We start from the raw sequence: 22151 nt of genomic DNA on the forward strand, positions 1-22151 counted from the left end.
AGATGGCTGAAGAAGAACTCCAGGCGGAAGCCGCTGCTGGTGAAACCGCCTTTGGCTCTGCCGAATTTGCGAGTCTGCTGCAGAAGGAATTCCGCCCCAAGTCGGACCAGGCCAAGACTGCGGTCGAAAGCGCGGTCAAGACCCTGGCCGAGCAGGCGCTGGCAAACACCGCCCTGATTTCCGATGATGCGCTGCGTTCGATCGAGAGCATCGTGGCGGCGATTGACGCGAAGCTGACCGAACAGGTCAACCTGATCCTGCACAATGAGGAATTCCAGCAACTGGAAAGCGCATGGCGCGGGCTGCACTATCTGGTCAACAACACCGAGACCGATGAGCAGCTGAAAATCCGGGTGATGCCGATCACCAAGAAGGAAATGTCGAAGACCCTGAAGAAGTTCAAGGGCACGGCATGGGACCAGTCGCCGATCTTCAAGAAGATCTATACCGAGGAATTCAGCCAGCTGGGCGGCGAGCCCTATGGCTCCCTGGTGGCGGACTATCACTTCGACCATTCGCCGCCGGACATTGAGCTGCTGGGGGAAATGTCCAAGATCGCCGCGGCCGCGCATGCGCCGCTGATCACCGGCGCCAAGCCGACGCTGTTCCAGATGGACAGCTGGGCGGAACTGTCGAATCCGCGCGATCTGACTAAGATCTTCCAGACCCCGGAATATGCCGCCTGGCGCTCGCTGCGGGACAGCGAGGACGCGAAATACGTCGGCCTGGCGATGCCGCGCTTCCTGGGCCGTCTGCCTTATGGCTCCAAGACCGACCCGGTCGAGGAATTCGCCTTTGAGGAAGACACCGCGGGGGCGGGCAGCGAGAAATACGGCTGGGTCAACGCCGCCTATGGCATGGCGGTGAACATCACCCGCTCGTTCAAGATGTACGGCTGGTGCTCGCGGATCCGCGGTGTGGAAAGCGGCGGCACGCTGGAAAACCTGCCCAGCCACACCTTCCCGACTACCGATGGCGGCGTCGATCAGAAATGCCCGACCGAGATAGCCATCGACGACCGGCGCGAGGCGGAGCTGGCGAAGAACGGCATGATGCCGCTGTTGCACCGCAAGAACACCGACGTTGCGACCTTTATGGGGGCGCAGTCGCTGCACAAGCCGGCCGAATACGACGATCCGGATGCCACCGCCAACGCCAACCTCGGCGCGCGGCTGCCGTATCTGTTCGCCACCTGCCGGTTCGCGCACTATCTGAAGTGCATGGTGCGGGACAAGGTCGGCTCGTTCAAAAGCCGTCAGGACATGGAATCCTGGCTGCAGGACTGGATCAACAACTATGTTGATTTCAACGCAGACATCTCTTCGGAGAACGAGAAGGCGCGCAAACCTCTGGCCGCAGCCGAAGTGGTTGTGGAAGAGGTCGAGGGCAACCCGGGGTATTACACCTCAAAATTCTTCCTGCGCCCGCATTACCAGCTTGAGGGGCTTTCCGTCTCGCTGCGGCTGGTATCGAAACTGCCCTCGGAAAAAGGAGGCTGATTACCACTCCCCAGCCTCAAACCATCATAGTGCAGTAGAGTTCTTAATTTTTGAAAGGATAGAAAAATGGCTGCAAATATGTTCGTACAGATCTCGGACATCGAAGGCGATGCAACCGAGGAGAACCACAAGAAGTGGATCGTTGTTCAGTCGGCAAGCTGGAACGTTGAGCGTGCGGTCGAAATGACCGACCTCGGCTCGACTCAGCGGATGCACGCCAACTCGAACTTCGGCAAGATCGAGTTGACCTCGCAGATGGGCAAGGCCTCGAACGACCTGGCGCTGTCGGTTGCCAACGGCACCGTGCGCCCGGAAATCATCATGCACTGGTGCCGTTCGGGTGACAGCGCCAGCCAGGGCCTGCTGGTCTATTCGATCTGGAAGATGAAAGACGTGGTTGTCGACAGCTACTCGATCTCTGCCAGCGAAGACGGCATCCCGGAGGAGACCTGGTCGCTGGCCTATGCCGCGATCGAGCACGAGTACAAATCGACCAACCAGAAAACCGGTAAACTGACCACTGAAGGCACCTTCAAGTGGAACGTGCAGACCGGCAAAGTCGAGTAACCATTTGGCGGACCCCGGGTGTATTGCATGCCCGGGGTCCGTTTTTCTGATGTATTTGCAGCATTCAACCCCGTTGCGGAGTAGAGCCCCATGACCCCCGAAGAGCATCTGAAAGCTGGTGATCCCAAGGCGGCGCTGGAGGCGCTGCAAGCTAAGATCCGCGCGGATGCGAGCAATGCGAAGCTGCGGATCTTTCTGTTTCAGCTGCTGTGCGTACTGGGCGACTGGAACCGGGCGATTGCCCAGCTGAAGGCGGCCGCGGGTCTGGATGAAGGCGCCACAGTGATGGCGCAGGCCTACCGTGAGGCGATCATCTGTGAAGTCTACCGCGAGAAGGTGTTTGCGGGAGAGAAGTCGCCGCTGATCCTGGGCGAGCCGGAGGAATGGCTGGCGCATCTGATCGAGGCGCAGAAATTGCTGGCGACCGGCAACCCCAAGGAAGCGGCAGAGCTGCGCGCCAAGGCGTTTGACGCCGCGCCCGCCAGCCCGGGCGAGGTGAACGGCAAGCGGTTCGAGTGGATTGCGGACGCCGACATGCGGCTGGGGCCGGTGCTGGAAGCGGTGATCAACGGCAAATACTACTGGCTGCCGTTTTCCAAGATCGTCTCCTTTGAAGCAGAGGAGCCGAGCGACCTGCGCGATGCGGTGTGGACGGCCGGAACCCTGACCCTGGCGGGCGGCGGCGCGGTGGCCGCGATGATCCCGACCCGGTATCCGGGCAGCGAGAAGGCCGACGGGCTGTCGATGCTGGCCCGCGCCACCGTGTGGCAGGATGCCGGCGCGGAAACCTATACCGGTCTGGGCCAGCGGCTGCTGGCGATCGGCGATGAGGACATTGCCATCATGGACGTGCGCACACTCCGGATGGATGGGCACGGCGAAGAGAATGGCTGACAAGACACTGGCCGAGCGCCTGCAGCCCTCGCTGCTGGACCGGTTGACCGACAATGCGCCTGGCGATCAGAAGGAAACCCGCGAGAGCCGGGTGATCGATCTGGTGCGGCTGCGGGAAATCATCCAGCGCGATCTGTCGTGGCTGCTGAACACGCAGAACGTCGAAAGCCACTTCGATGCGGAGAAGTATCCTGCGGTCTCGGCTTCGGTTCTGAACTACGGGCTGATCGAAGTGGCGGGGGAGGCCTCGACTACCGAGAAGGCCGAGGCGATCCGGCGGTCGATCAAGCAGGCGATTGCGACCTATGAGCCGCGGATCATCGAAGGCTCGGTCGATGTGCGGCTGCAGGAGGGAACCGACGCCACCGAGATGACCGTGGGGCTGGAGATCCGCGCCGACATGTGGGCGCAGCCGATGCCGCTGGAGCTGTACCTGCGCAGCAAGGTCGATTTGACCACCGGTGAAGTGGAAATGGAAAGGGCCATGTGATGGATACACGGCTGCTGACCCATTACGAGAACGAGCTGAACTACCTGCGCGACATGGGCGCGGAGTTTGCGGCTGCCTATCCCAAGATTGCGGCCCGGCTGGGCATGGAAGGGGTTGAGGTTCTTGACCCCTATGTGGAACGCCTGTTGGAAGGGGCCGCGTTTCTGACTGCGCGGGTGCAGCTGGAGCTGGAGCTGCAGTACCCAAATTTCACCTCCAACCTGTTGGAGATTATCTATCCGCATTATCTCGCGCCGACGCCGTCGATGATGATCGCGGCGTTTGAGCCGGATGTGGCGAACTCTGCCGTCAAAAGCGGCTATGTGCTGAAGCGCGGATCGACCCTGCGGTCGCGGCTGACCGAGGGCGAGCAGACGCCCTGCGAATTCCGCACCGCCGCTGATCTGACCATGTGGCCGATCCAGATCACCGAGGCGCAGTATATCGACGGGCGCGGCGAGCTGGTGGCAGCGGGGGTTGCCACCGGCTACGATGCGCGCGCTGGCCTCCGGCTGCGGATCAAGCGCATCGACGGCGACCCGATCAGCAAACTGGAGATGGACAGCCTGTCGCTGTACCTGACCGGCGAGGCGGGCAACAGCTGGCCGCTGCTGGAGCTGCTGTGCACCCAGGTGCAGGGGATCGTGGCGCGCTCCACCGACCGGCGGGCGGATTGGCAGCTGCCGCTGCGCGAGGCCAAAGTGGTGCAGAAGGGGTTCAGCCCGGAGGAGGCGCTGCTGCCGCTGCCGCGGCGGGTCTATGACGGCTACCGGCTGCTGCAGGAATATTTCGCGATGCCGGAGCGGTTCCGTTTTGTCGAGCTGCAGGGGCTTCGGGAGGGGTTGCGGAAGTCCGAGGGCAATGAGGTCGACCTCTATATCCTGCTGCGCGAGGGCATGCCGGAGATCGCGCCGATCGTGGTGCCGGAGGTGTTCAAGCTGAACGCGGTGCCGGCCGTGAACCTGTTTGAGAAGCGCTGCGACCGGGTGCGGATCGCGCCGATTGATACCGAGCATCATGTGATCCCGAACCGCACCGCGGGCCTCGATTTCGAAATCTACGGGCTGCAGAGCGTGGTGGGCATCAGCGGCGAGGGCGAGGATGACGTGGTGTTCCGCCCTTTCTATTCCGCCAATGACTTCACCGCCGCGGGCGAAAGCCATCCGGCCTATTATACCGTCAAGCGCCGGATGCGGCAGCGCTCGGAGAAGGAGCGGTTGCGCGGGGTGCGCAGCTCCTACCTGGGATCGGAGGTGTTCCTGACGCTGGTGGACCGGGCGCAGGCGCCTTACTCCGCGGGACTGGAGCAGCTGGCGGTCAAGGCGCTGTGCACCAACCGCGATCTGCCGATGCTGCTGGCCACGGGCAATGACGATGTGTTCCAGCTGCCTGAGGGCGGTCCGGTCAAGAAGGTGACGCTGCCGGTGTCGCCAACCCGTCCGCATCCCACCCTGGCGCAGGGCGATACCGCCTGGCGGCTGATTTCTCACCTCAGCCTGAACTACGTCTCGATCGCCGAAACCGGCAAGGGCCAGTCGGCGGAGGCGCTGCGGGAGCTGGTCGGGCTCTATGCGCCGCTGGGCGACCGGGTGACGGAAAAGCAGCTGGAGGGCATCCTGTCGGTCAGCGCGCGGCCCATCGTGCGGCGGATGAGCGATGAGGTGCTGTCGACCGCGGTGCGCGGGCTGGAGATTACCCTGGGCTTTGACGAGAGCTTTTTCGAGGGCAGCAATATCTATGCGCTGGGGGCCGTGCTGGAGCGGTTCTTCCGCGGCTATGCCAGCATCAACTCGTTCACGGAGACCGTCCTGAAAACGGAAAAACGCGGGGAAATTGCCAGATGGCGACCGGAAAAGGGCCTCGGCCGGATGATCTGAGCCTGTATGGCCGGCTGGCCATGGACCCTGAAAAACACCACGTTTTTCAGGCCCTGCGGGTATTGGAGGCGCATTTCGGTGACGCCCCGCGCCTGGGCGAGAGCCGCCGCCCGCGGCAGGACCGGCTGCGCTTGGGGCAGGAGGCGGAACTGGCGTTTCCGCCTACAACCATTGCGGCGTTCAAACCTGCGGAAGGCGACAAGCCCGCAGTGCTGACCAACCGTTTCTTCGGGCTGTTCGGGCCGCAGGGGCCGCTGCCGCTGCATCTGACCGAATACGCCCGCGACCGGAAGCGCAACCACCGCGATCCGACGATGGTGGCCTTTGCCGATATGCTGACGCACCGGCTTATGAGCCTGTTGTACCGGGCCTGGACGCAAGGCTCGCCTGCAGTGAGCTTTGACCGGGCCGACGATCCGATGGCGCGCAAGGTGGCGTCGCTGATCGGCTACAACGGTTTCAAGTTCACCGGCCGGGACGACATGCCCGACCTGGCCAAGCTGCATTTTGCGGGCCACCTGGCCAAAGGCGCCAAGAACGCCGAGGGGCTGGTGTCGATACTGTCGGCGTTTTTTGAAGTGCCGGTTTCCCTGGAGGAATATGTCGGCAGCTGGCTGGAGCTGGAGCCGGACGACCGCTGGCAGCTGGGGTACGGCGGGCTGGGGCAGACCACCAGCATCGGCGACAAGGTGTGGAGCCGCTCAGCCAAGTTCCGCATCCGCATCGGGCCGCTGAAGCTGGAAGATTACGAGCGGCTGCTGCCGGGCGGCGCGGCGCTGAAGCGGCTGCGGGCGATTGTGCGGTCTTATGCGGGCGATGTGCTGGACTGGGATGTGAACCTGGTCTTGGCGGGCGACGAGGTGCCTCGGGCATCCTTGGGCGGCACCACGCGGCTGGGGCTTACCAGCTGGGTGCGCTCGCGCCCGGATCCGGACGCGGATCAGCCGGACGTGAATGATTTATACCTGTACCCGGGACTAGGCGCCGGGGCTGAAGAGCGAGTAGAGGGAGGGATTTGAGATGACCGAGATCAGCCGCGTGGCGCTGTTTGGCAAATTGAACAAGCTGGGATACCAGGCCGTCGAGAGCGCAACCGTATTCTGCAAGATGCGCGGAAACCCCTATGTCGAACTGGTGCATTGGATGCATCAGCTGCTGGCGCAGCAGGACAGCGACCTGCACCGGATCATCCAGCATTACGATCTGGATGCCGGCAAGATTGCCACCGAACTTACCCGCGCCTTGGACATGCTGCCGCGCGGGGCCTCAACGATTTCCGACCTGTCGGACCATCTGATGGATGCGATGGAGCGCGGCTGGGTCTGGGGCTCGCTGCTCTATTCCTCCGCTCAGGTGCGCAGCGGCCATCTGCTGCTGGGCATGCTGAAGACGCCGGCGCTGCGCAATATCCTGTCCAACATGTCGCCGGAACTGGCCAAGATCGGTGCTGATGATCTGGCGGACAACTTCCATAAAGCCACCGACGGTTCGCCCGAGGAACGGTTGGGGGCGCAGGACGGCTCCAACGTGACCGGCGGCGGGGCGGAGCCGGGCGAGGCCTCCGGCTCGATGGCGCCGGGCGCGATGGGCAAGGGTGAGGCGCTGCAGCAGTTCTGCACCGATCTGACCGAACAGGCCCGCAATGGCGAAATCGACCCGATCGTGGGCCGGGACGAGGAAATCCGCCAGATCGTCGACATCCTGATGCGGCGGCGGCAGAACAACCCGATCCTGACCGGCGAGGCGGGTGTCGGCAAGACCGCAGTGGTTGAGGGCTTTGCGCTGCGGATCGCCCGCGGCGATGTGCCGCCTGCGCTGAAGGACGTGCGGCTGCTGGTGCTGGACGTGGGCCTGCTGCAGGCGGGTGCCAGCATGAAGGGCGAGTTCGAGAACCGCCTGCGCCAGGTCATCGACGAGGTGCAGGCAAGCCCGGTGCCGATTGTGATGTTCGTGGATGAGACCCACACGCTGGTGGGCGCAGGGGGCGCGGCCGGCACCGGCGATGCGGCCAATCTGCTGAAGCCGGCGCTGGCACGCGGCACCCTGCGCACCATCGGCGCCACCACCTGGGCCGAATACAAGAAATACATCGAGAAGGACCCGGCGCTGACCCGCCGCTTCCAGGTGGTGAAAATCGACGAACCGGGAATCCCGAAGGCGATCCTGATGATGCGCGGCATCGCCTCGATGCTGGAGAGACACCACCGGGTGCAGGTGCTGGACGAGGGGATCGAAGCGGCGGTCAGCCTGTCGGCACGCTATATCCCGGCGCGCCAGCTGCCGGACAAATCGGTGAGCCTGCTGGACACCGCCTGCGCCCGGGTGGCGGTGAGCCAGCATGCGGTGCCCGCCGAGGTCGACGACAGCCAGCGCCGGATCGAGGCGCTGACCACCGAACTGGAAATCATCGGCCGCGACGAAACCGCGGGTTACGAGGTTGCCGACCGGCGCGAAGCGGTGGAAGCCGCCAAGGCCGCCGAGGAGGAGCGGCTGGCTGGGCTGACCGAACGCTGGGACAAGGAAAAGGCGGTAGTCGAGGGCATTCTGGAACTGCGCGCCAAGCTGCGGGAGGGGGCCGCGCCCGTGGACGCTGCCCCGGATGCAGGGGAAGACGGTGCGGAGGGCGCTGCCGATAGCCCGTTGTCGGACGAAGAACGCGCCAAGCTGATGCAGGAGCTGAAGGACAAGAACGCAGAGCTGGAGACGCTGCAGGGCGACAGCGCGCTGATCCTGCCGATTGTCGACCACCAGGCGGTGGCTAGCGTTGTCGGCGACTGGACCGGCATCCCGGTGGGCCGCATGGTCAAGGACGAGATCGAGACCATCCTGAACCTGGAAGAGCGGCTGGCCCAGCGGGTGATCGGCCAGGACCACGCGATGAAGATGATCGCCAAGCGGATCCAGACCAGCCGCGCCGGCCTCGACAACCCGAACAAGCCGATCGGGGTGTTCATGCTGGCGGGCACGTCCGGTGTCGGCAAGACCGAGACCGCGCTGGCGCTGGCAGAGGTTCTGTACGGCGGCGAGCAGAACGTCATCACCATCAACATGTCGGAATACCAGGAGGCCCATACCGTCAGCTCGCTGAAAGGCGCGCCGCCGGGCTATGTCGGCTATGGCGAGGGCGGCGTGCTGACCGAGGCGGTGCGGCGCAAGCCCTATTCCGTGGTGCTGCTGGACGAGGTCGAGAAGGCGCACCCGGATGTGCATGAAATCTTCTTCCAGGTGTTCGACAAGGGGGTGATGGAGGACGGCGAGGGCCGGGTGATCGACTTCAAGAATACGCTGATCCTGCTGACCTCCAACGTGGGCACCGAGACAATTATGGATCTGTGCTCCGACCCGGATCTGATGCCGGATCCGGAGGGCATGGCGAAAGCCTTGCGCGATCCGCTGCTGAAGGTGTTCCCGCCGGCGCTGCTGGGGCGCCTGGTGACGATCCCCTATTATCCGCTCAGCCCGGAGATGATCGGCGAGATCACCAAGCTGCAGCTGGGCCGCATTCAGAAGCGGGTCGAAGAGGCGCATGGGGTGCCGTTCGAGTATTCCGATGCCGTGGTCGGGGAAATCGTCAACCGCTGCCAGGAGCTGGACTCGGGCGGCCGGATGATCGACGCGATTGTCACCAACACCATGCTGCCGGAGATTTCCAACGAGTTCCTGCGCCGCCTGATGGAAGGCGCGGAGGTCGAGAAAGTTGCCATCGGCGTCAAGGACGGAGAATTCACCTACGCGTTTGAATGATCACTTGCACAAGTAACAAGTGGGAAAGGATTTCCTATGGTTAAACACGTTGTCATGGACATGAAGAACGTCGACATCGGCGCGTCCGGGCTGGAGATGGTTGTACCGCCCAAGCTCTCCTTCAAGGTTGTGGTCGAACTGGACAAGAAAATGGAGAAGGGGGTCGAGAAAGACCCGCTTCTGCAGCAGGAATTCCATGCCGGTGCCAGCGAGGTGTTTGAGCAGACCCGCGACACCATCGCGAAGAAGTGCAAGGTCTTCGACAAGGCCTTTGTCGAGATGGCCAACAAGGGCGCCGACAAGAAGACGATGGAAAAGCAGCTGAAGGGGCTGAACGACGCCATCAGGAACGACATCAAGGTTGGCGAGAAGGCGGCGGAACTGGCGGCGCAAAAGGCCTGGACCAGCCTGCAGAAGAAGAAGAAGGAATGGTCCAAGTTCAAGATCAAGGTGGGCGTGTCCATCGCGGGCACCCTGGCCGGGCTGGCGGTGAGCATCGCGGCGATGGCGACCTCACCTTTCTCGGGCGGCGCAGGTGCAGCCTTTGGCATCATCGGCCTGATCAAGTCCGGCGTCACGCTGGCAAAGGACATCGGCAAGCTGGCGATCAATATCCACCAGTCCAAGGCGATCCTGGTGAAGAACCTCGTGGTGGTGGAAAAGGCGGCCTCCAACAAGGCGCTGAATGCCACGAACGAGGTGTCGGCGGCGGTGTTTCAGGAGTTCCTCGGCATCTCCCAGCCCTCGGTCAAGACGGTGGAGGATGCAGCCGATACCCTGAAGGCGAAATACGCCCAGATGGTGGTTAAGATGCATGACCTGTCCAAGAACCTGAACAAGATCCTAAAGCAGCAGGAAAAGCTGAAGAAAGAGTTCCTGGCCGAGGTCGGCAAGAAGCTGAAGAAGCACCCGGTGAAGGACAAGAAGACCCAGCTGGTGATGATCAGCAAGGCGCTGGATACGGCTTTGGCGAAAAACTACGCCGAGGTGCAGAAGGCGATCGACAAGATCCAGATTATGTATGCGGACGCGCGCGGCTGGGCCAACAACATCAAGGACCTGATGAAGCGCGTGAAGGCGCTGACGATCAAGGATCCGAAGGCACTGAAGGTGTTCCGTGAGGGCCTGAAATTTGCGGCCCTGGCGCTGTCGCCGATTGACGGCAATTCGATCGCTACCGGCGCCAAGGATCTGGCCCTGGGTGTGGGGGGCGCCGTTGGCGGCTATGCCTATGACAAGATTACCAGCAAAGTGCTGGACGGAACCGTGTTCGACGCGGCCTGAGACTGAAGCAAAGACACCGGGCGCAGCGCGCGCCCGGCAAACTGAAAGACCGGCTGGAGAAGTACCTTGGACAGCAGCGCGCAGACCGCAGAGACGCTTCGGGACCGGGCCCGTGAATTCGTCGAGCGCCCGTGGGTGACCAATACCATTCTGGGCATCATCATTTTTAACGCCGTCACGCTGGGTCTTGGCACCTCCGCCGCGGTGCGGGCGCATGCGGGCGGGCTGCTGGACGTGATCGACACCGCTGTGCTGACCATCTTTGTGCTGGAACTGACGCTGAAGCTGTTTGCCTACGGCCTGCGGTTTTTCTCTTCTGCCTGGAACATCTTCGACCTTGTCGTGGTTTCCTTCGGACTGTTCCCCGACAGCCAGGGCCTGTCGGCGCTGCGGGGGCTGCGGGTGGTGCGCGCGCTGCGTCTGTTGTCGGTCATTCCGCAGATGCGCGCGGTTGTGCAGGCGCTGTTGGACGCGCTGCCCGGCATGGGTGCGGTGATCGTGATGATTTCCATCGTGTTCTACGTCTTCGGCGTGATGGCGACAATGATGTACGGTGCCGCCTTCGACGAATGGTTCGGCACCCTGGGCCGGTCGCTCTATTCGCTGTTCCAGATCATGACGCTGGAAAGTTGGTCGATGGGCATCGTGCGCCCGGTGATGGAGGAGTTTCCCTTTGCCTGGTCCTTCTTCGTGCCCTTTATCGTGATCACCGCCTTTTCGGTGCTCAACCTGTTCATCGGTCTTCTGGTCAACACCATGCAGTCGGCGGTGGAGGCGGAAGCCGAGGCAGAGTTCGAGCAGTTGCGCGATCTGGTGAAATCGGAGACCGATGTGGTCGACGCGCATGTGATGGAGCTGCATGAGGAGATCAAGGCGCTGCGGGCGGAGATTGCCGAGCTGAAAGGGCAGGGCAATGGCTGACAGCTCGCAGAAGTTCATTGCCCGGAACCGGGCGCCCAGGGTTCAGATCGAATATGAAGTGGAGCTTTACGGCGCCGAGAAGAAGGTGCAGCTGCCCTTCGTGATGGGGGTGATGAGCGATCTGGCTGGCAAGTCCACGGTCGAGCAGCCGGCGGTGGCGGACCGCAAGTTCCTGGAGATCGATGTCGACAATTTCGACGAGCGGATGAAAGGCCTGGCGCCGCGCGCCGCCTTCACCGTGCCCAATACGCTGACCGGCGAGGGTAACCTGGCGGTGGACCTGACGTTTGAGAGCATGGCGGATTTCTCGCCCGGGGCGATCGCCGCCAAGGTGGATGCGCTGCGTCCGCTGCTGGAGGCGCGCACCCAGCTGCAGAACCTGATGGCCTATATGGATGGCAAGACCGGTGCCGAGGCGCTGATCGAGACCATTTTGAATGACCCGTCGCTGCTGGCGGCGGTGTCGGCACCGGCGGCGGATGCGGACAGTGCGGCGGCACTGGACAGCCTGCACAATCTGGAGCTGCCGGAAGAAGAGGCGGACAGCAGCGATGATGTGCTGGCAGGCCTTGCGGCGCAAGCGCCGGAGGAGGCGGAGCCGGAAGACACATCCGCGGATGTGCTGGCTGGTTTGAGCGCGTCAGCGCCTGTGCACACGGATCAGCCGGATGAGTCGGCGGACGCATTGGCGTCGCTGGCTGCGGCAGAAATACCCGATGCTGTTGAGGAGGACACATCTGCGTCTGTTCTGGAGGGGCTGGCCCAGGCGGACCTCCCCGAAAGGGAGGAAGACACCTCGGGCGGGGTGCTGGCKGGGCTTGCCGCGCAGGCCCCGGAGGAGGCTGGGGCTGAGGATGACTCTGGCAGCGTTCTGGATGAGCTGCGGGCTGCGGAGCCTGTTGAGACGGAGGCGGATGATGCTTCCGCGGAGGTCCTGGCGGATCTGAGTGCGGCTGCACAGGAGGAGGAAGACCAGGGCGATGAAGCCGGAGAGGCGCTTGCGTCGCTGGCCGCAGCTGAGATGCCGGACGCCGAAGAGGACGATCAGACCGGATCCGTTCTGGAGGGATTGGCGCAGGCTGAAATTCCCGAGACAGAAGAGGACCCGTCCGGTGATGTGCTCGCCGGGCTGGCGGCGCAGGAAGTGGAGGAGGCCGCTGCCGAAGAGGACACAGCGGGGGCAGCACTGGAAAGCCTCGCTGCAGTTGAAGTGAGTGAGGCGGAAGAAGAAGATCAGTCTGGCGTGCTGGATGCTCTGGCGGAGCTGGACGTGCCGGAGGAGGCAGATACGGCTGCAGAGGATGCGCTTGAGAGCCTGGCTTCTGTAGAGATCTCCGAAGATGCGGAAGAAGACCATTCGGGTGTCCTGGACGCGCTGGCAGATGCCGGGATGGAAGAGGCTGAGGACACTGCGGCGGAGGATGCGCTGGAAAGCCTGACTGCCTTGGAAATTGAAGATGCGGCAGAAAAGGACACAGCCGGCGCGGCCCTGGAGAGTCTTGCGGCTGCGGATGGGCCGGAGGCCGCAGAGGCAGAGGACCATTCCTCGGTTCTGGATGAACTGGCCGCAATTGAGGTGGAGGATGAGGCGGAGGACGCCGCCTGCGCGGCGCTTGAGAGCCTCGCTGCCGCGGAGGTGGCCGAGACGGCGGACGATGAAGATGCTTCCGGTGCAGCTCTGGAAAGCCTGGCTGCGGTGGAGGTTTCGGAAGATCAGGACGAGGATGTTTCCGGCGTTCTGAGCGGGCTGGCGGATCTGGAACAGGGTGAGGAGGACGGCGGCGAAGCGGCCGCGGCTGCCTTGGAAAGCCTGACGGATGCAGCGGTTCCGGATGCTGAGGAAGGTGATGGCCCGGAGGATGTGCTGGGCGGTCTCCTGGAGGATTCACCAGAAGAGGAAGAAGCCGCCAGCAAAACAGAAGATGCGCTGGAGAGCCTGGCCGGGATTGAAATCGAAGATGCGGAGGATGGTGGCGCGCAGGACGTTCTTGAGGGATTGCTGGATGCCGCGCCGGAGGACGATGAGCCCGAAGAGGAGGATCTGAGCGCTGTTCTGGACAGCCTGTATGCCCCGGAAGAGACAGAAGACTCGGATGTTGCCGGGGATGTGCTGGCCGGGCTGGCGGATGATCTGCCGGAAGACGAACCGGAGAGTGAGACGGAATTCGACGATATACTGGGCGGTCTTAATGAGCCGGAAGAAGAGGCTGCTGAAGACGACCTGAGTACTGCGCTGGATACGCTGGAGGCTTCCGAAGAAGCAGAGGCCGAAGACGGCGGATTGGATGATTTGCTTGCCGATCTCGGCAGCGGCGCGCCGGAAGAAGCGGCCGAAGAGGACACAGCTGATGTGCTTGCAGATCTTGCCGAGGCCGGCGGGGCAGATGAGGATGACGATCTGGACAGTCTGCTGGGAGATCTGGATGCAGAGGATGCAACGGCGGACGATTCCGGTGCGCGCTTGAGCGGTGCAGAGGACGAGGCGGGCGACAGCGGTTTGGATGATCTTCTGGGGGGCTTGGACGCCGCGGCTGATGACGACGGTTCCGATCCGGATGCGCTTCTGGCGGATGATGAGGACGCCGCGGAAGCAGACGGTGATGATCTTGATGCTTTGTTGGGCGGGTTGGGCGAGACGGAAGAGGCCGCCAGCGGGGATGATAGCGGCAGCGATCTTGATGACCTGCTTGGCGGTCTGGAGGACGACGGCGGCGAGGACGACCTGGACGCTCTTCTTGGCGGCTTGGATGAGGACGAGGCCGGGGAGGACGCCGGCCTGGATGAGCTGCTGGGCGACCTTGGCAGCGATGAGGAAGAGGACGGAGATCTGGACGGCCTGCTGGCGGGTCTTGGCGAAGAAGCCGACGCCGAAGAGGCGGCGGATGCGGAGAGTGCGGAAGACGACCTTGATGCGCTGCTCGGCGGTCTGGGGGACGCAGATGCGGATCTGGACAGCCTGATGGGCGGTGACGGGGATATGGACCTGGATGATTTGCTTGGTGATCTTGGCGGTGAGGATGAAGACGCCGCCGAAACGGGCGGTGATGATCTGGATGCGCTGCTGGGGGACCTGGACGAAGGCGGCGAGGCGCCGGCGCCGGAGGCTGCTGCGGCGGAGGTCTCGGACGATCCGGAGTTTGCCTACGGCACCATGAGCGCGGCGCGGCCGGCGCCCTCGAGGCTGGAGCGCAAGCGGTTCCGGATGGCCATCATGGGCGATTTTTCGGGCCGCGCGGCCAAGGGGCAGATCGAAACCGGAGACGCCTTGGCGGCGCGCAAGGCGATCCTCTTGGACCCGGATACGGTCGAGGATGTGATCGAGCGCTTTGCCACTGAGCTGGTGCTGCCGATCGGCAAGGACGGCGCGGGCATTGCGGTCAAGCTGGAGGATCTGGACGGGCTGCACCCGGATGAGCTTTATGAAAACGTGGAGCTGTTTTCCGAGCTTGTGGGCCTGCGCAAGCAGCTGCAAAGCGGCGCGACCGCGGATCACGCGGCGAATACACTAAAGGCCTGGGCGGAGAAATACGGCACCCGGGCGCGGGCGCCCAGGCGGGCTTCGGCGGGCAATGCTGTGCCTGCGGACAAGCGTCTGAGCGCGTTTCAGCAGCTGATCGGGGACACCGGCAATACGCTGTGCGAGCCCTCGCCGGTGGAGGAACTGCTGGCGCGCGTCGTGGGTCCGCACATCCGGGCGCTGCCGGACCCGGAGGTGGCAGCGATGCAGAAGGCGGTGGATGAAGCGCTGTCGGATGCAATGCGGCTGGTGCTGCATCACCCTGAGTTCCAGTCGGTGGAGGCGCAGTGGCGCTCGCTGGATCTGATGGCGCGCTCCATTGAGGCCGACGATACGCTGGATGTCATGCTCTATGACATTTCGGCGGAGGAGCTGGCGGCGGATCTGGCGGCGGAGGACGATCTGTCGAAAACCGGCTTTGTGCGGCTGCTGACCGAGGAGCCGCTGGACGAGGAGAACGGCCGCGGCGGCTATTCGGCGCTGATCGGCATGTATCAGTTCGAGGAAACCCCGCCGCATGCGGAGCTGCTGGGGCGGATCGCGCGGGTGGCGGCGCATGTGGATGCGCCTTTCTTCGCGTCGATCTCGCCGGAGTTCCTGAAAACGCCGAAGGCGGAGCGGCCCAAGCTGGTGGCGGATGCCTGGGACACCCTGCAAGGCATGGCGGAAGCCGGGCATCTGGGGCTGGCCAGCCCGCGGTTCCTGCTGCGCCGTCCCTATGGTCAAAAAACCGATCCCTGCTATGAGTTTGATTTCGAGGAGTTTACCGAAACGGAAGGCCTGAAGGGTATGCTTTGGGCCAATCCGGTGGTGCTGGTGGCGATCCTGCTGGGACGGTCCTTCAAGGAACACGGGCCATCGCTGCAGCTGGGGAAAATTATGTCTCTGGGCGGGATGCCCTATCATTATGTGAACGACAAGTTCGGCGACCAGGTGGCGCTGCCCTGCACCGAGCGCAACATCGATCTGGACAAGATCGCGCTGGCGCAGGAGCGCGGCTTTATGGCGGTGAGCGCGGTCAAGGGGCGCGACGAGGTGCGGCTGACCTCTTTCAACTCGCTGAAGGGCAGCGAGATCCTGGGCCCCTGGACCGGATTGCCGGCGCCGGAGCCCTCGCCGCCGGACCCGCGCGGGCTGCCGAAGCCCAAGCCGCCAGCCGGAGGCGGTGGTGAAGACGAGGACCTGGATCTTGATTTGGATTCGGGCGGAGACGATGAGGACGATCTTGGCCTGGATGATCTGGATTTCGGAGGCGATGACGGGGATGACGATGGCCTCGGGGATCTGGATGACTTGTTGTCGTCGTTTGGGGATGACGATGATGACGACGGTGGGGATGATGACGAAATGGATGCGGACCTCGCCGCGCTTTTGGATGAATTGTGATGCGAATGTTTGAGAACACTGCCGGCGATTACCGGCCCCGTTCCCGTCGCGGAAAGGAGGAGACATGGTTGTAAGCAAGGGCCATGAAAACGACCTCGCCTGGATGTCGGGGACATATTCCACCGACGGGTTGATGATGAGCCGGGCCATTGTGCGCGAGGGGCTGAGCAAGCTTACCGAGACCACGATCGAATTTGCCGCGACCAAGGCCCAGCCGAAGCTGGAGGACCTGGTCGGCAAGCAGATGAACGTGCATGTGATGCGCCAGGAGACCGAGCATCAGTTCAACGGCATTTGTGTATCGGTCGAGCATCTGGGGTTCCGCAACGGCTATGAGATGTTCGTGGCGGAAGTGCGCCCCTGGTTCTGGATGCTGACGCGGACCTGCGACCTGAGGGTGTTCCAGGACAAGACGTCGGTCGAGATCATCAAGCAGCTGTTCGGTGAATACGGGTTCAGTGATTTCACGGACAAGCTGAGCGACAGCTATGAGAAGCGGGAGTATTGCCTGCAGTACCGGGAGAGCGATTTTGATTTCCTGTGCCGCCTGATGGAAGAAGAGGGGATCTATTACTATTTCGAAAGCCCGGTCGGTGAGACCACGCGCGAAAAACTGATCCTGTGCGACGGCGTCAGCGGCCATTCCCCGATCAGCGGCGGGGCGTCCGTCGAGTTCCATGCCCGCGACGACAGCGACCGGCGGCGGGCGGAGCATATCTCCGAATGGACAAAGGATGAGCGCGTGACCCGCGGCAAGGTCACACTGAACGATTTTGATTTCCTGACACCGTCAGCAGATCTCAAGGCCACGTCGTCGATCCAGAAGGGCAAGCATTCCTACAAGGACTATGAGGTCTACGACTACCAGGGCCACTACCGGAAAAACTCCGGCCTGGGCACCAAGCTGGCGCGGGTGCGGATGGAGGCCGAAGCGGTCAAGCACATCCGCTGGCGGGGAGCCTCCAGCGTGCCGACGCTGGTTACTGGCTGCACCTTCACCATGAAGGAGCACCCTGTGAAGGAGAACAACAAGGAATACCTGGTGATCGATGCGGAGCATCACATCAAGGTGGCCTGGGACTATGGCGAGCGGGAAAGCCAGAAGACGGAAAAGATTGCAACCAAGGGTGCCATGCGCCGCGATCTGAAGGCGAGGAACATGGATGTGCCGCCGGAGATGGAGCACGATGTCTATGCGTCGACCTTCCGCGCAATCCTGAAATCCGAGCAGTTCCGGGCACCGATGTTGACGCCGTGGCCGGAGGTGCAAGGACTGCAGACAGCCACCGTGGTGGGCCAGAGCGGTGAGGAGATCTGGACCGATGAGCATGGGCGCATCAAGATCCAGTTTCATTGGGACCGTGAGGGCAAGAAGAACGAGACCTCGTCCTGCTTCGTGCGGGTGATGACGCCCTGGTCCGGCAAGAACTGGGGCATGGTGGCGATCCCGCGCATGGGCCAGGAGGTGGTGATCCAGTTCGAGGACGGCAACCCGGACCGGCCGATCTGCACCGGCATGCTTTACAATGCCGAAACGATGCCGCCTTATACCTACCCCGACGATCAGACCCAGCTGGGGATCAAGACGAATTCCTCCAAAGGGGGCGGCGGCTATAACGAGCTGATGTTCGACGACAAGAAAGACAGCGAACTGATGCGGGTGCAGGCCGAGAAGGACCACCAGATGCTGGTCAAGGATCGTTCGACGGTGACGGTGGGCATGGATGCGCCGGACCCGGAAGTGACATCGGCGGATGAAAAAAGCTATGTGTTCACCGTTCAGCAGCACATGACGGAAACCGTGCATCAGGGCGACCGCACCGAAGTGGTGGAGACCGGCGACAAGTCGGAAACCATTCAAACCGGCAACATGACCCTGGACGTGGATACCGGCAACCTGACCGAGACCATTGCCAAGGGCGACCATACGGAAACCGTGTCGCTGGGCAATCTGACCGTGGATGTGACCGCGGGCAAGATCGCGATGAGCGCGGGCCAGGAGATCAAGCTGACGGTGGGGGCGTCCTCGGTCAAGATTGACAACTCCGGGGTTACCATCAAGGGGCCGATGATCAAGATCGAAGGCACCGGCATGGTTGAGGCGAAAGCGCCGATGACCACCGTCAAAGGCGACGCGATGCTGACCCTGAAGGGCGGCCTCACGATGATCAACTAGGCGGGTGCAGATGTCGGCAAGATTCGAAAAGCTGGTGAAAATGCCTGCTGACCCGGTGGCCAAGCTGCTGTCGCGGGCAAATGTCATCCTGAAAACCCCGCTGGAGGCGCCGCCCACGGCGCAGGCGGGGGTTGTGCTGGAGGAGCTGGAGCGCAAGGGCGCTCTGGTCGATCTTCTGCGTACCCTGGCGGTGCTGCTGCCCCCGCGAGAGCGGGTGTGGTGGGCCTGTCTGGCGGCGCGGGATTACATCGGGCCGCGCTCGGACAAGGATCCGGCGTCGCTGACCGCATCGGAGGCCTGGGTGTTCGAGCCCAGCGAGGAAAACCGCGACAAGGCGCGGATCACCCTGGATCATGCCTATGTGGACGATGATACGGTGAACTGTGCGCTGGCGGTGCTTTATGCGGCCGGAACCCTGGGACCCGGAGAATTGAATCAATATCCTGCCCCGGCAGGGGCCTCTGAGGCGGCTGCCTTTGCCATGAATATGGTGGCCTTGGGTCAATTGTCTGATAAGTTTGAAGAACACGGCGGCGTTCTGGTGGAGCGGGCGCTGGATATCGCGCGCGGCGGCAAGGGGCAGGTGATCGAGGTCCCCCAGCACGCGGCGCAGGACTGAAGGGGAGGATGTAAAAGATGGGAATGCCACAGGCCCGGGTGACGGATCTGCATGCCTGCATGCTGCCTTCCACCCCGCCGCCGCCGGTGCTGCCGGTGCCGACGCCGATCCTGCCACCCTGCGCTGTCACGGTGCTGGTGGCCAACCTGCCGGCCGCGCGCTTGGGTGACATGTGCACGGCTGCGCCGTCGCCGCACCCGATCATCAAGGGGTCGGCCACGGTGCTGATCAACAACATGCCGGCCGCACGTATCCTGGACAACACCGCCTGCGGCGGCATGGTTGCCAAAGGTGAATTCACCGTACTGGTGGGAGGATAACCCCAGGCATGGGAGTGACACTGAAATTTCAGAGCTCGGGCGCGATGCCCGGCGATGCGGCCCCTGTTCCGATGCGGGGGCCCAGCCTCACCGTGGGGCGCGGGGCCAGCTGTGATCTGGTGCTGCCGGACCCGGACCAGATGCTGTCGCGCAACCACTGTGTGATAGAAGACCACAACGGCAATGTGGTGGTGGTCGACCTCAGCTCGAACGGCACGTTTCTGAACTATTCCAAGATCCCTCTGGGCCGGACGCCGACGCCGCTGAACAATGGCGATGTGCTGTGCGTCGGCAACTATGAGCTGGTGGTGGAAATCCGCGATGATCTGGCCGATGTGGGCGACATGATCGCGGCGCCCGCGGCGCAGGGGCCCGCCTCGCACGGCAATGCCGCCAATGCGCCGGATCCGCTGCAATTGCTGGAGGACGCCGGGCCGGGCGGAGATTTCCTGGATGACCTGCTGGGGGAGGGGCCGAAAGGGCCTGCGCAGTTCAACCCGGTGGACCCGATCGACGAGCTGCTGCCGCCCTTGGGCGAGGAGGTGGATCCGTTCTTCCAGAAGGCCAGCGACGGGCGCGAAGGGGAGGGGGCCAGCCTGCCCAACCACAACCCGACGGCCTCGGACGGGTTTGCCGCGCCCGCGTCGCAGTCGAACCTGATCCCGGACGATTGGGATGACGATTTCCTGTCTGGCATCGGCGAACCGGAGGTGCCCGCGCCCCAGCCGGACCCGCAGCCCGTTACGCCGCCGCGTGAAGTGCCGCAGCCGCCAACAGAGGTGCCGCCTTCGGCACCGCCGCAAGAGGCCCCGCCGGCGCCGCCGCAGGAAATCCCGCCGCATCAGGATACTGGCGGGAAAGCCGCTGCGCCATCGCAGGAGGCGCAGGAGGCGGTGGCGGCCTTCCTGAAAGGGGTTGGCGCGGAGGTTAGCATCGACCCGGCGGACCACGCCAGCACCATGGCGCGGATGGGCCGGGTGATGAAGACGCTGGTCACGGGGCTGCGCGAAATCCTGATGACCCGGACTTCGATCAAGTCCGAATTCCGCATCGAACAGACAATGATTTCCGCCGGCGGGAACAACCCGCTCAAGTTCTCGATCACCCCGGAACAGGCGGTGGAGGCGATGGTGCGCCCGGCGACCCGCGGCTACCTGTCGCCCGAAACCGCCGCCGAGGAAGCACTGCGAGACATCAAGGCGCATGAGGTGGCGATGGTCACCGGCATGGAGGCGGCGCTGAAAGGCGTGCTGAAGCGGCTCGACCCCAAGGCGCTGGAGGCGCAGATCGAGGACAAGGGCGGCTTCACCGGCCTCTTGCGCGGCAAGAAGGCGCGCTACTGGGACGTATACGAGCAGCTCTATGCGGAGATTTCCGACCAGGCTGAGAATGATTTTCACGACCTGTTCAGCCGCGAATTTGCGCGGGCCTACAAAGACCAGCTGGACAGGCTGAAGGAATGATCGGCACCGCGCCCCGCGCGCGTGCCCGCAAGTGAGAGGAGATCCCGGTGTCCTGGGACAGCAAGGTACTTTGGACGGAGGGGCTGTTTCTGCAGCCGCACCACTTCCAGCAGTCCGACCGTTACAACGAGGCGCTGGTTGCCGGGCTGGCGCGGCGGCTCAGCCCTTATGCCTGGGGGGTGAACGGGCTGGAGATCGACCATGAGGCGCTGAAGATCGGCCAGTTCGCGGTCAAGTCCTGCGAGGGGCTGACCCATGACGGCACCGTGTTTCGGGTGCCGATGGCGGACCCGCATCCACCAGCGATGGAAGTGCCGACCACCGTCAAGGACTGTATCGTCTACCTGACCGTGCCGCAGCGCCGGCAGGGCGCGACTGAGGTGGAGCTGAGCGGCGCCGAACGCTCCGCCAGCCGCCTGCGCCCTGACAAGGTGGAAGTGACCGATGTGACCTCGACCGAGCGCAAACCGGTGCAGCTGGATGTAGGCAAGATGCGCCTGCAGTTTGCGCTGGAGGTTGATGATTTGGCCGACCTGCTGGCGGTCCCGGTCGCGCGCATCATCGAAGTGCGCCCGGACAAGGAGATTGTGCTGGACCAAGCCTTTATCCCGTCCTGTTTGGATGTGCGGGCAGCCCCGGCGCTCAGCGGCTTCCTGCGCGAGCTGGAGGGGCTTCTGGCGCACCGGATGGAAGCGTTGGCGGGCCGCCTGTCGGAGGCGGGCGGTGCCCGCGGGGTGGCGGATGTGTCGGATTTCATGCTGCTGGCGGTGGTGAACCGGATGCTGCCGCAGGTGCGCCACCTGCGCAACATCGAGAACCTGCACCCGGAACGGCTGTTCACCACCTGCGCCGGAATGGCGGGGGAGCTGTCGGTGTTCATGTCGACGGAAAAACAGGCGCCGGAGTTTCCGCCCTATACCCATGACAATCTGGTCGAATGCTTCGCGCCGGTGATCCGGGTGCTGCGCCAGTACCTGAGCTCGGTGCTGGAGCAGACCGCGATCCCGATCAAGCTGGAGGCGCGCAAATACGGCATCTCGGTGGGGGTGATTGCCGACCGAAAACTGCTGGGCAACGCAGGCTTTGTGCTGGCGGTCAGCGCCGACATTCCGGCCGAGGACGTGCGCAAGCATTTTGCCGGCCAGGCCAAGATCGGCCCGGTGGAGGAAATCCGCCAGCTGGTGAACTCCGCTCTGCCGGGGATCACCCTGCGCCCCTTGCCGGTGGCGCCGCGGCAGATCCCCTATCATTCCGGCGTGGTCTATTTCGAGATGGATGCGGACAGCCCCTATTGGCGAAAGATGACCACCTCGGGTGGCATCGCAGTGCATGTGTCGGGACAGTATCCGGGGCTCAAGATGGAGCTTTGGGCAATCCGTAATGCATAAGGGAAG

General features: G+C 63.4%; 15 protein-coding genes and 1 pseudogene. All 16 read left to right on the forward strand.

Features of this window, described 5'->3' with window-relative positions; genetic code table 11:
- Positions 1 to 2: 2 nt before the first annotated feature.
- The 16 genes and pseudogenes from tssC (at position 3) to tssK (ending at position 22145) form a co-directional block, all read left to right on the forward strand.
- Positions 3 to 1499 (forward strand): type VI secretion system contractile sheath large subunit, encoded by a 1497-nt coding sequence (tssC, locus tag GKC28_RS15380; RefSeq protein WP_174147907.1) that lies wholly within the window; start codon positions 3 to 5, stop codon positions 1497 to 1499.
- Between the two features lie 66 nt (positions 1500 to 1565).
- Positions 1566 to 2066 carry a type VI secretion system tube protein Hcp gene (locus GKC28_RS15385; protein WP_174147908.1) on the forward strand — a complete coding sequence of 167 codons (501 nt, stop codon included), beginning with the start codon at positions 1566 to 1568 and terminating at the stop codon, positions 2064 to 2066.
- Between the two features lie 90 nt (positions 2067 to 2156).
- Positions 2157 to 2960 carry a type VI secretion system accessory protein TagJ gene (locus GKC28_RS15390; RefSeq protein WP_174147909.1) on the forward strand — a complete coding sequence of 268 codons (804 nt, stop codon included), beginning with the start codon at positions 2157 to 2159 and terminating at the stop codon, positions 2958 to 2960.
- On the forward strand, positions 2953 to 3450 hold the full coding sequence (gene tssE, locus GKC28_RS15395; RefSeq protein ID WP_174147910.1) for a type VI secretion system baseplate subunit TssE: 498 nt from the start codon (positions 2953 to 2955) through the stop codon (positions 3448 to 3450). Before GKC28_RS15390 ends, tssE begins: the two co-directional genes overlap by 8 nt.
- Entirely contained in the window at positions 3450 to 5327 is a 1878-nt protein-coding gene (tssF, locus tag GKC28_RS15400; RefSeq protein ID WP_174147911.1) for a type VI secretion system baseplate subunit TssF, read from the forward strand. Before tssE ends, tssF begins: the two co-directional genes overlap by 1 nt.
- On the forward strand, positions 5291 to 6346 hold the full coding sequence (gene tssG / locus GKC28_RS15405; protein ID WP_174147912.1) for a type VI secretion system baseplate subunit TssG: 1056 nt from the start codon (positions 5291 to 5293) through the stop codon (positions 6344 to 6346). The genes tssF and tssG overlap by 37 nt, the downstream gene beginning before the upstream one ends.
- A 1-nt stretch (position 6347) precedes the next feature.
- The gene (gene tssH / locus GKC28_RS15410) at positions 6348 to 9071 is read left to right on the forward strand and encodes a type VI secretion system ATPase TssH (RefSeq protein WP_174147913.1); all 2724 of its coding nucleotides are present in this window, start codon (positions 6348 to 6350) and stop codon (positions 9069 to 9071) included.
- Positions 9072 to 9107: 36 nt separating this feature from the next.
- On the forward strand, positions 9108 to 10355 hold the full coding sequence (locus GKC28_RS15415) for a hypothetical protein (protein ID WP_254604259.1): 1248 nt from the start codon (positions 9108 to 9110) through the stop codon (positions 10353 to 10355).
- 66 nt (positions 10356 to 10421) lie between these two features.
- Positions 10422 to 11276, forward strand: coding sequence for an ion transporter (locus tag GKC28_RS15420; protein ID WP_174147914.1), 855 nt, complete (start codon positions 10422 to 10424; stop codon positions 11274 to 11276).
- A pseudogene (tssB, locus tag GKC28_RS26440) lies at positions 11269 to 11745 on the forward strand (type VI secretion system contractile sheath small subunit); the annotation flags it as partial. The gene GKC28_RS15420 and the pseudogene tssB, both read left to right, overlap by 8 nt.
- A 921-nt stretch (positions 11746 to 12666) precedes the next feature.
- The gene (locus tag GKC28_RS26850; RefSeq protein WP_368041130.1) at positions 12667 to 16179 is read left to right on the forward strand and encodes a type VI secretion system contractile sheath large subunit; all 3513 of its coding nucleotides are present in this window, start codon (positions 12667 to 12669) and stop codon (positions 16177 to 16179) included.
- Between the two features lie 64 nt (positions 16180 to 16243).
- Entirely contained in the window at positions 16244 to 18355 is a 2112-nt protein-coding gene (locus GKC28_RS15430) for a type VI secretion system Vgr family protein (protein ID WP_174147916.1), read from the forward strand.
- Positions 18356 to 18365: 10 nt separating this feature from the next.
- Positions 18366 to 18974 carry a hypothetical protein gene (locus tag GKC28_RS15435; protein WP_174147917.1) on the forward strand — a complete coding sequence of 203 codons (609 nt, stop codon included), beginning with the start codon at positions 18366 to 18368 and terminating at the stop codon, positions 18972 to 18974.
- A gap of 17 nt (positions 18975 to 18991) precedes the next feature.
- A complete protein-coding gene (locus GKC28_RS15440) occupies positions 18992 to 19294 on the forward strand; it encodes a PAAR domain-containing protein (protein ID WP_174147918.1) in 303 nt (100 codons plus the stop codon).
- Positions 19295 to 19302: 8 nt separating this feature from the next.
- A complete protein-coding gene (gene tagH / locus GKC28_RS15445; protein WP_174147919.1) occupies positions 19303 to 20757 on the forward strand; it encodes a type VI secretion system-associated FHA domain protein TagH in 1455 nt (484 codons plus the stop codon).
- A gap of 47 nt (positions 20758 to 20804) precedes the next feature.
- A complete protein-coding gene (tssK, locus tag GKC28_RS15450) occupies positions 20805 to 22145 on the forward strand; it encodes a type VI secretion system baseplate subunit TssK (RefSeq protein WP_174147920.1) in 1341 nt (446 codons plus the stop codon).
- Positions 22146 to 22151: the final 6 nt, after the last annotated feature.

The organism is Leisingera sp. ANG59, assembly GCF_013317235.1.
In the GTDB taxonomy this organism is placed as follows: Bacteria; Pseudomonadota; Alphaproteobacteria; order Rhodobacterales; family Rhodobacteraceae; genus Leisingera.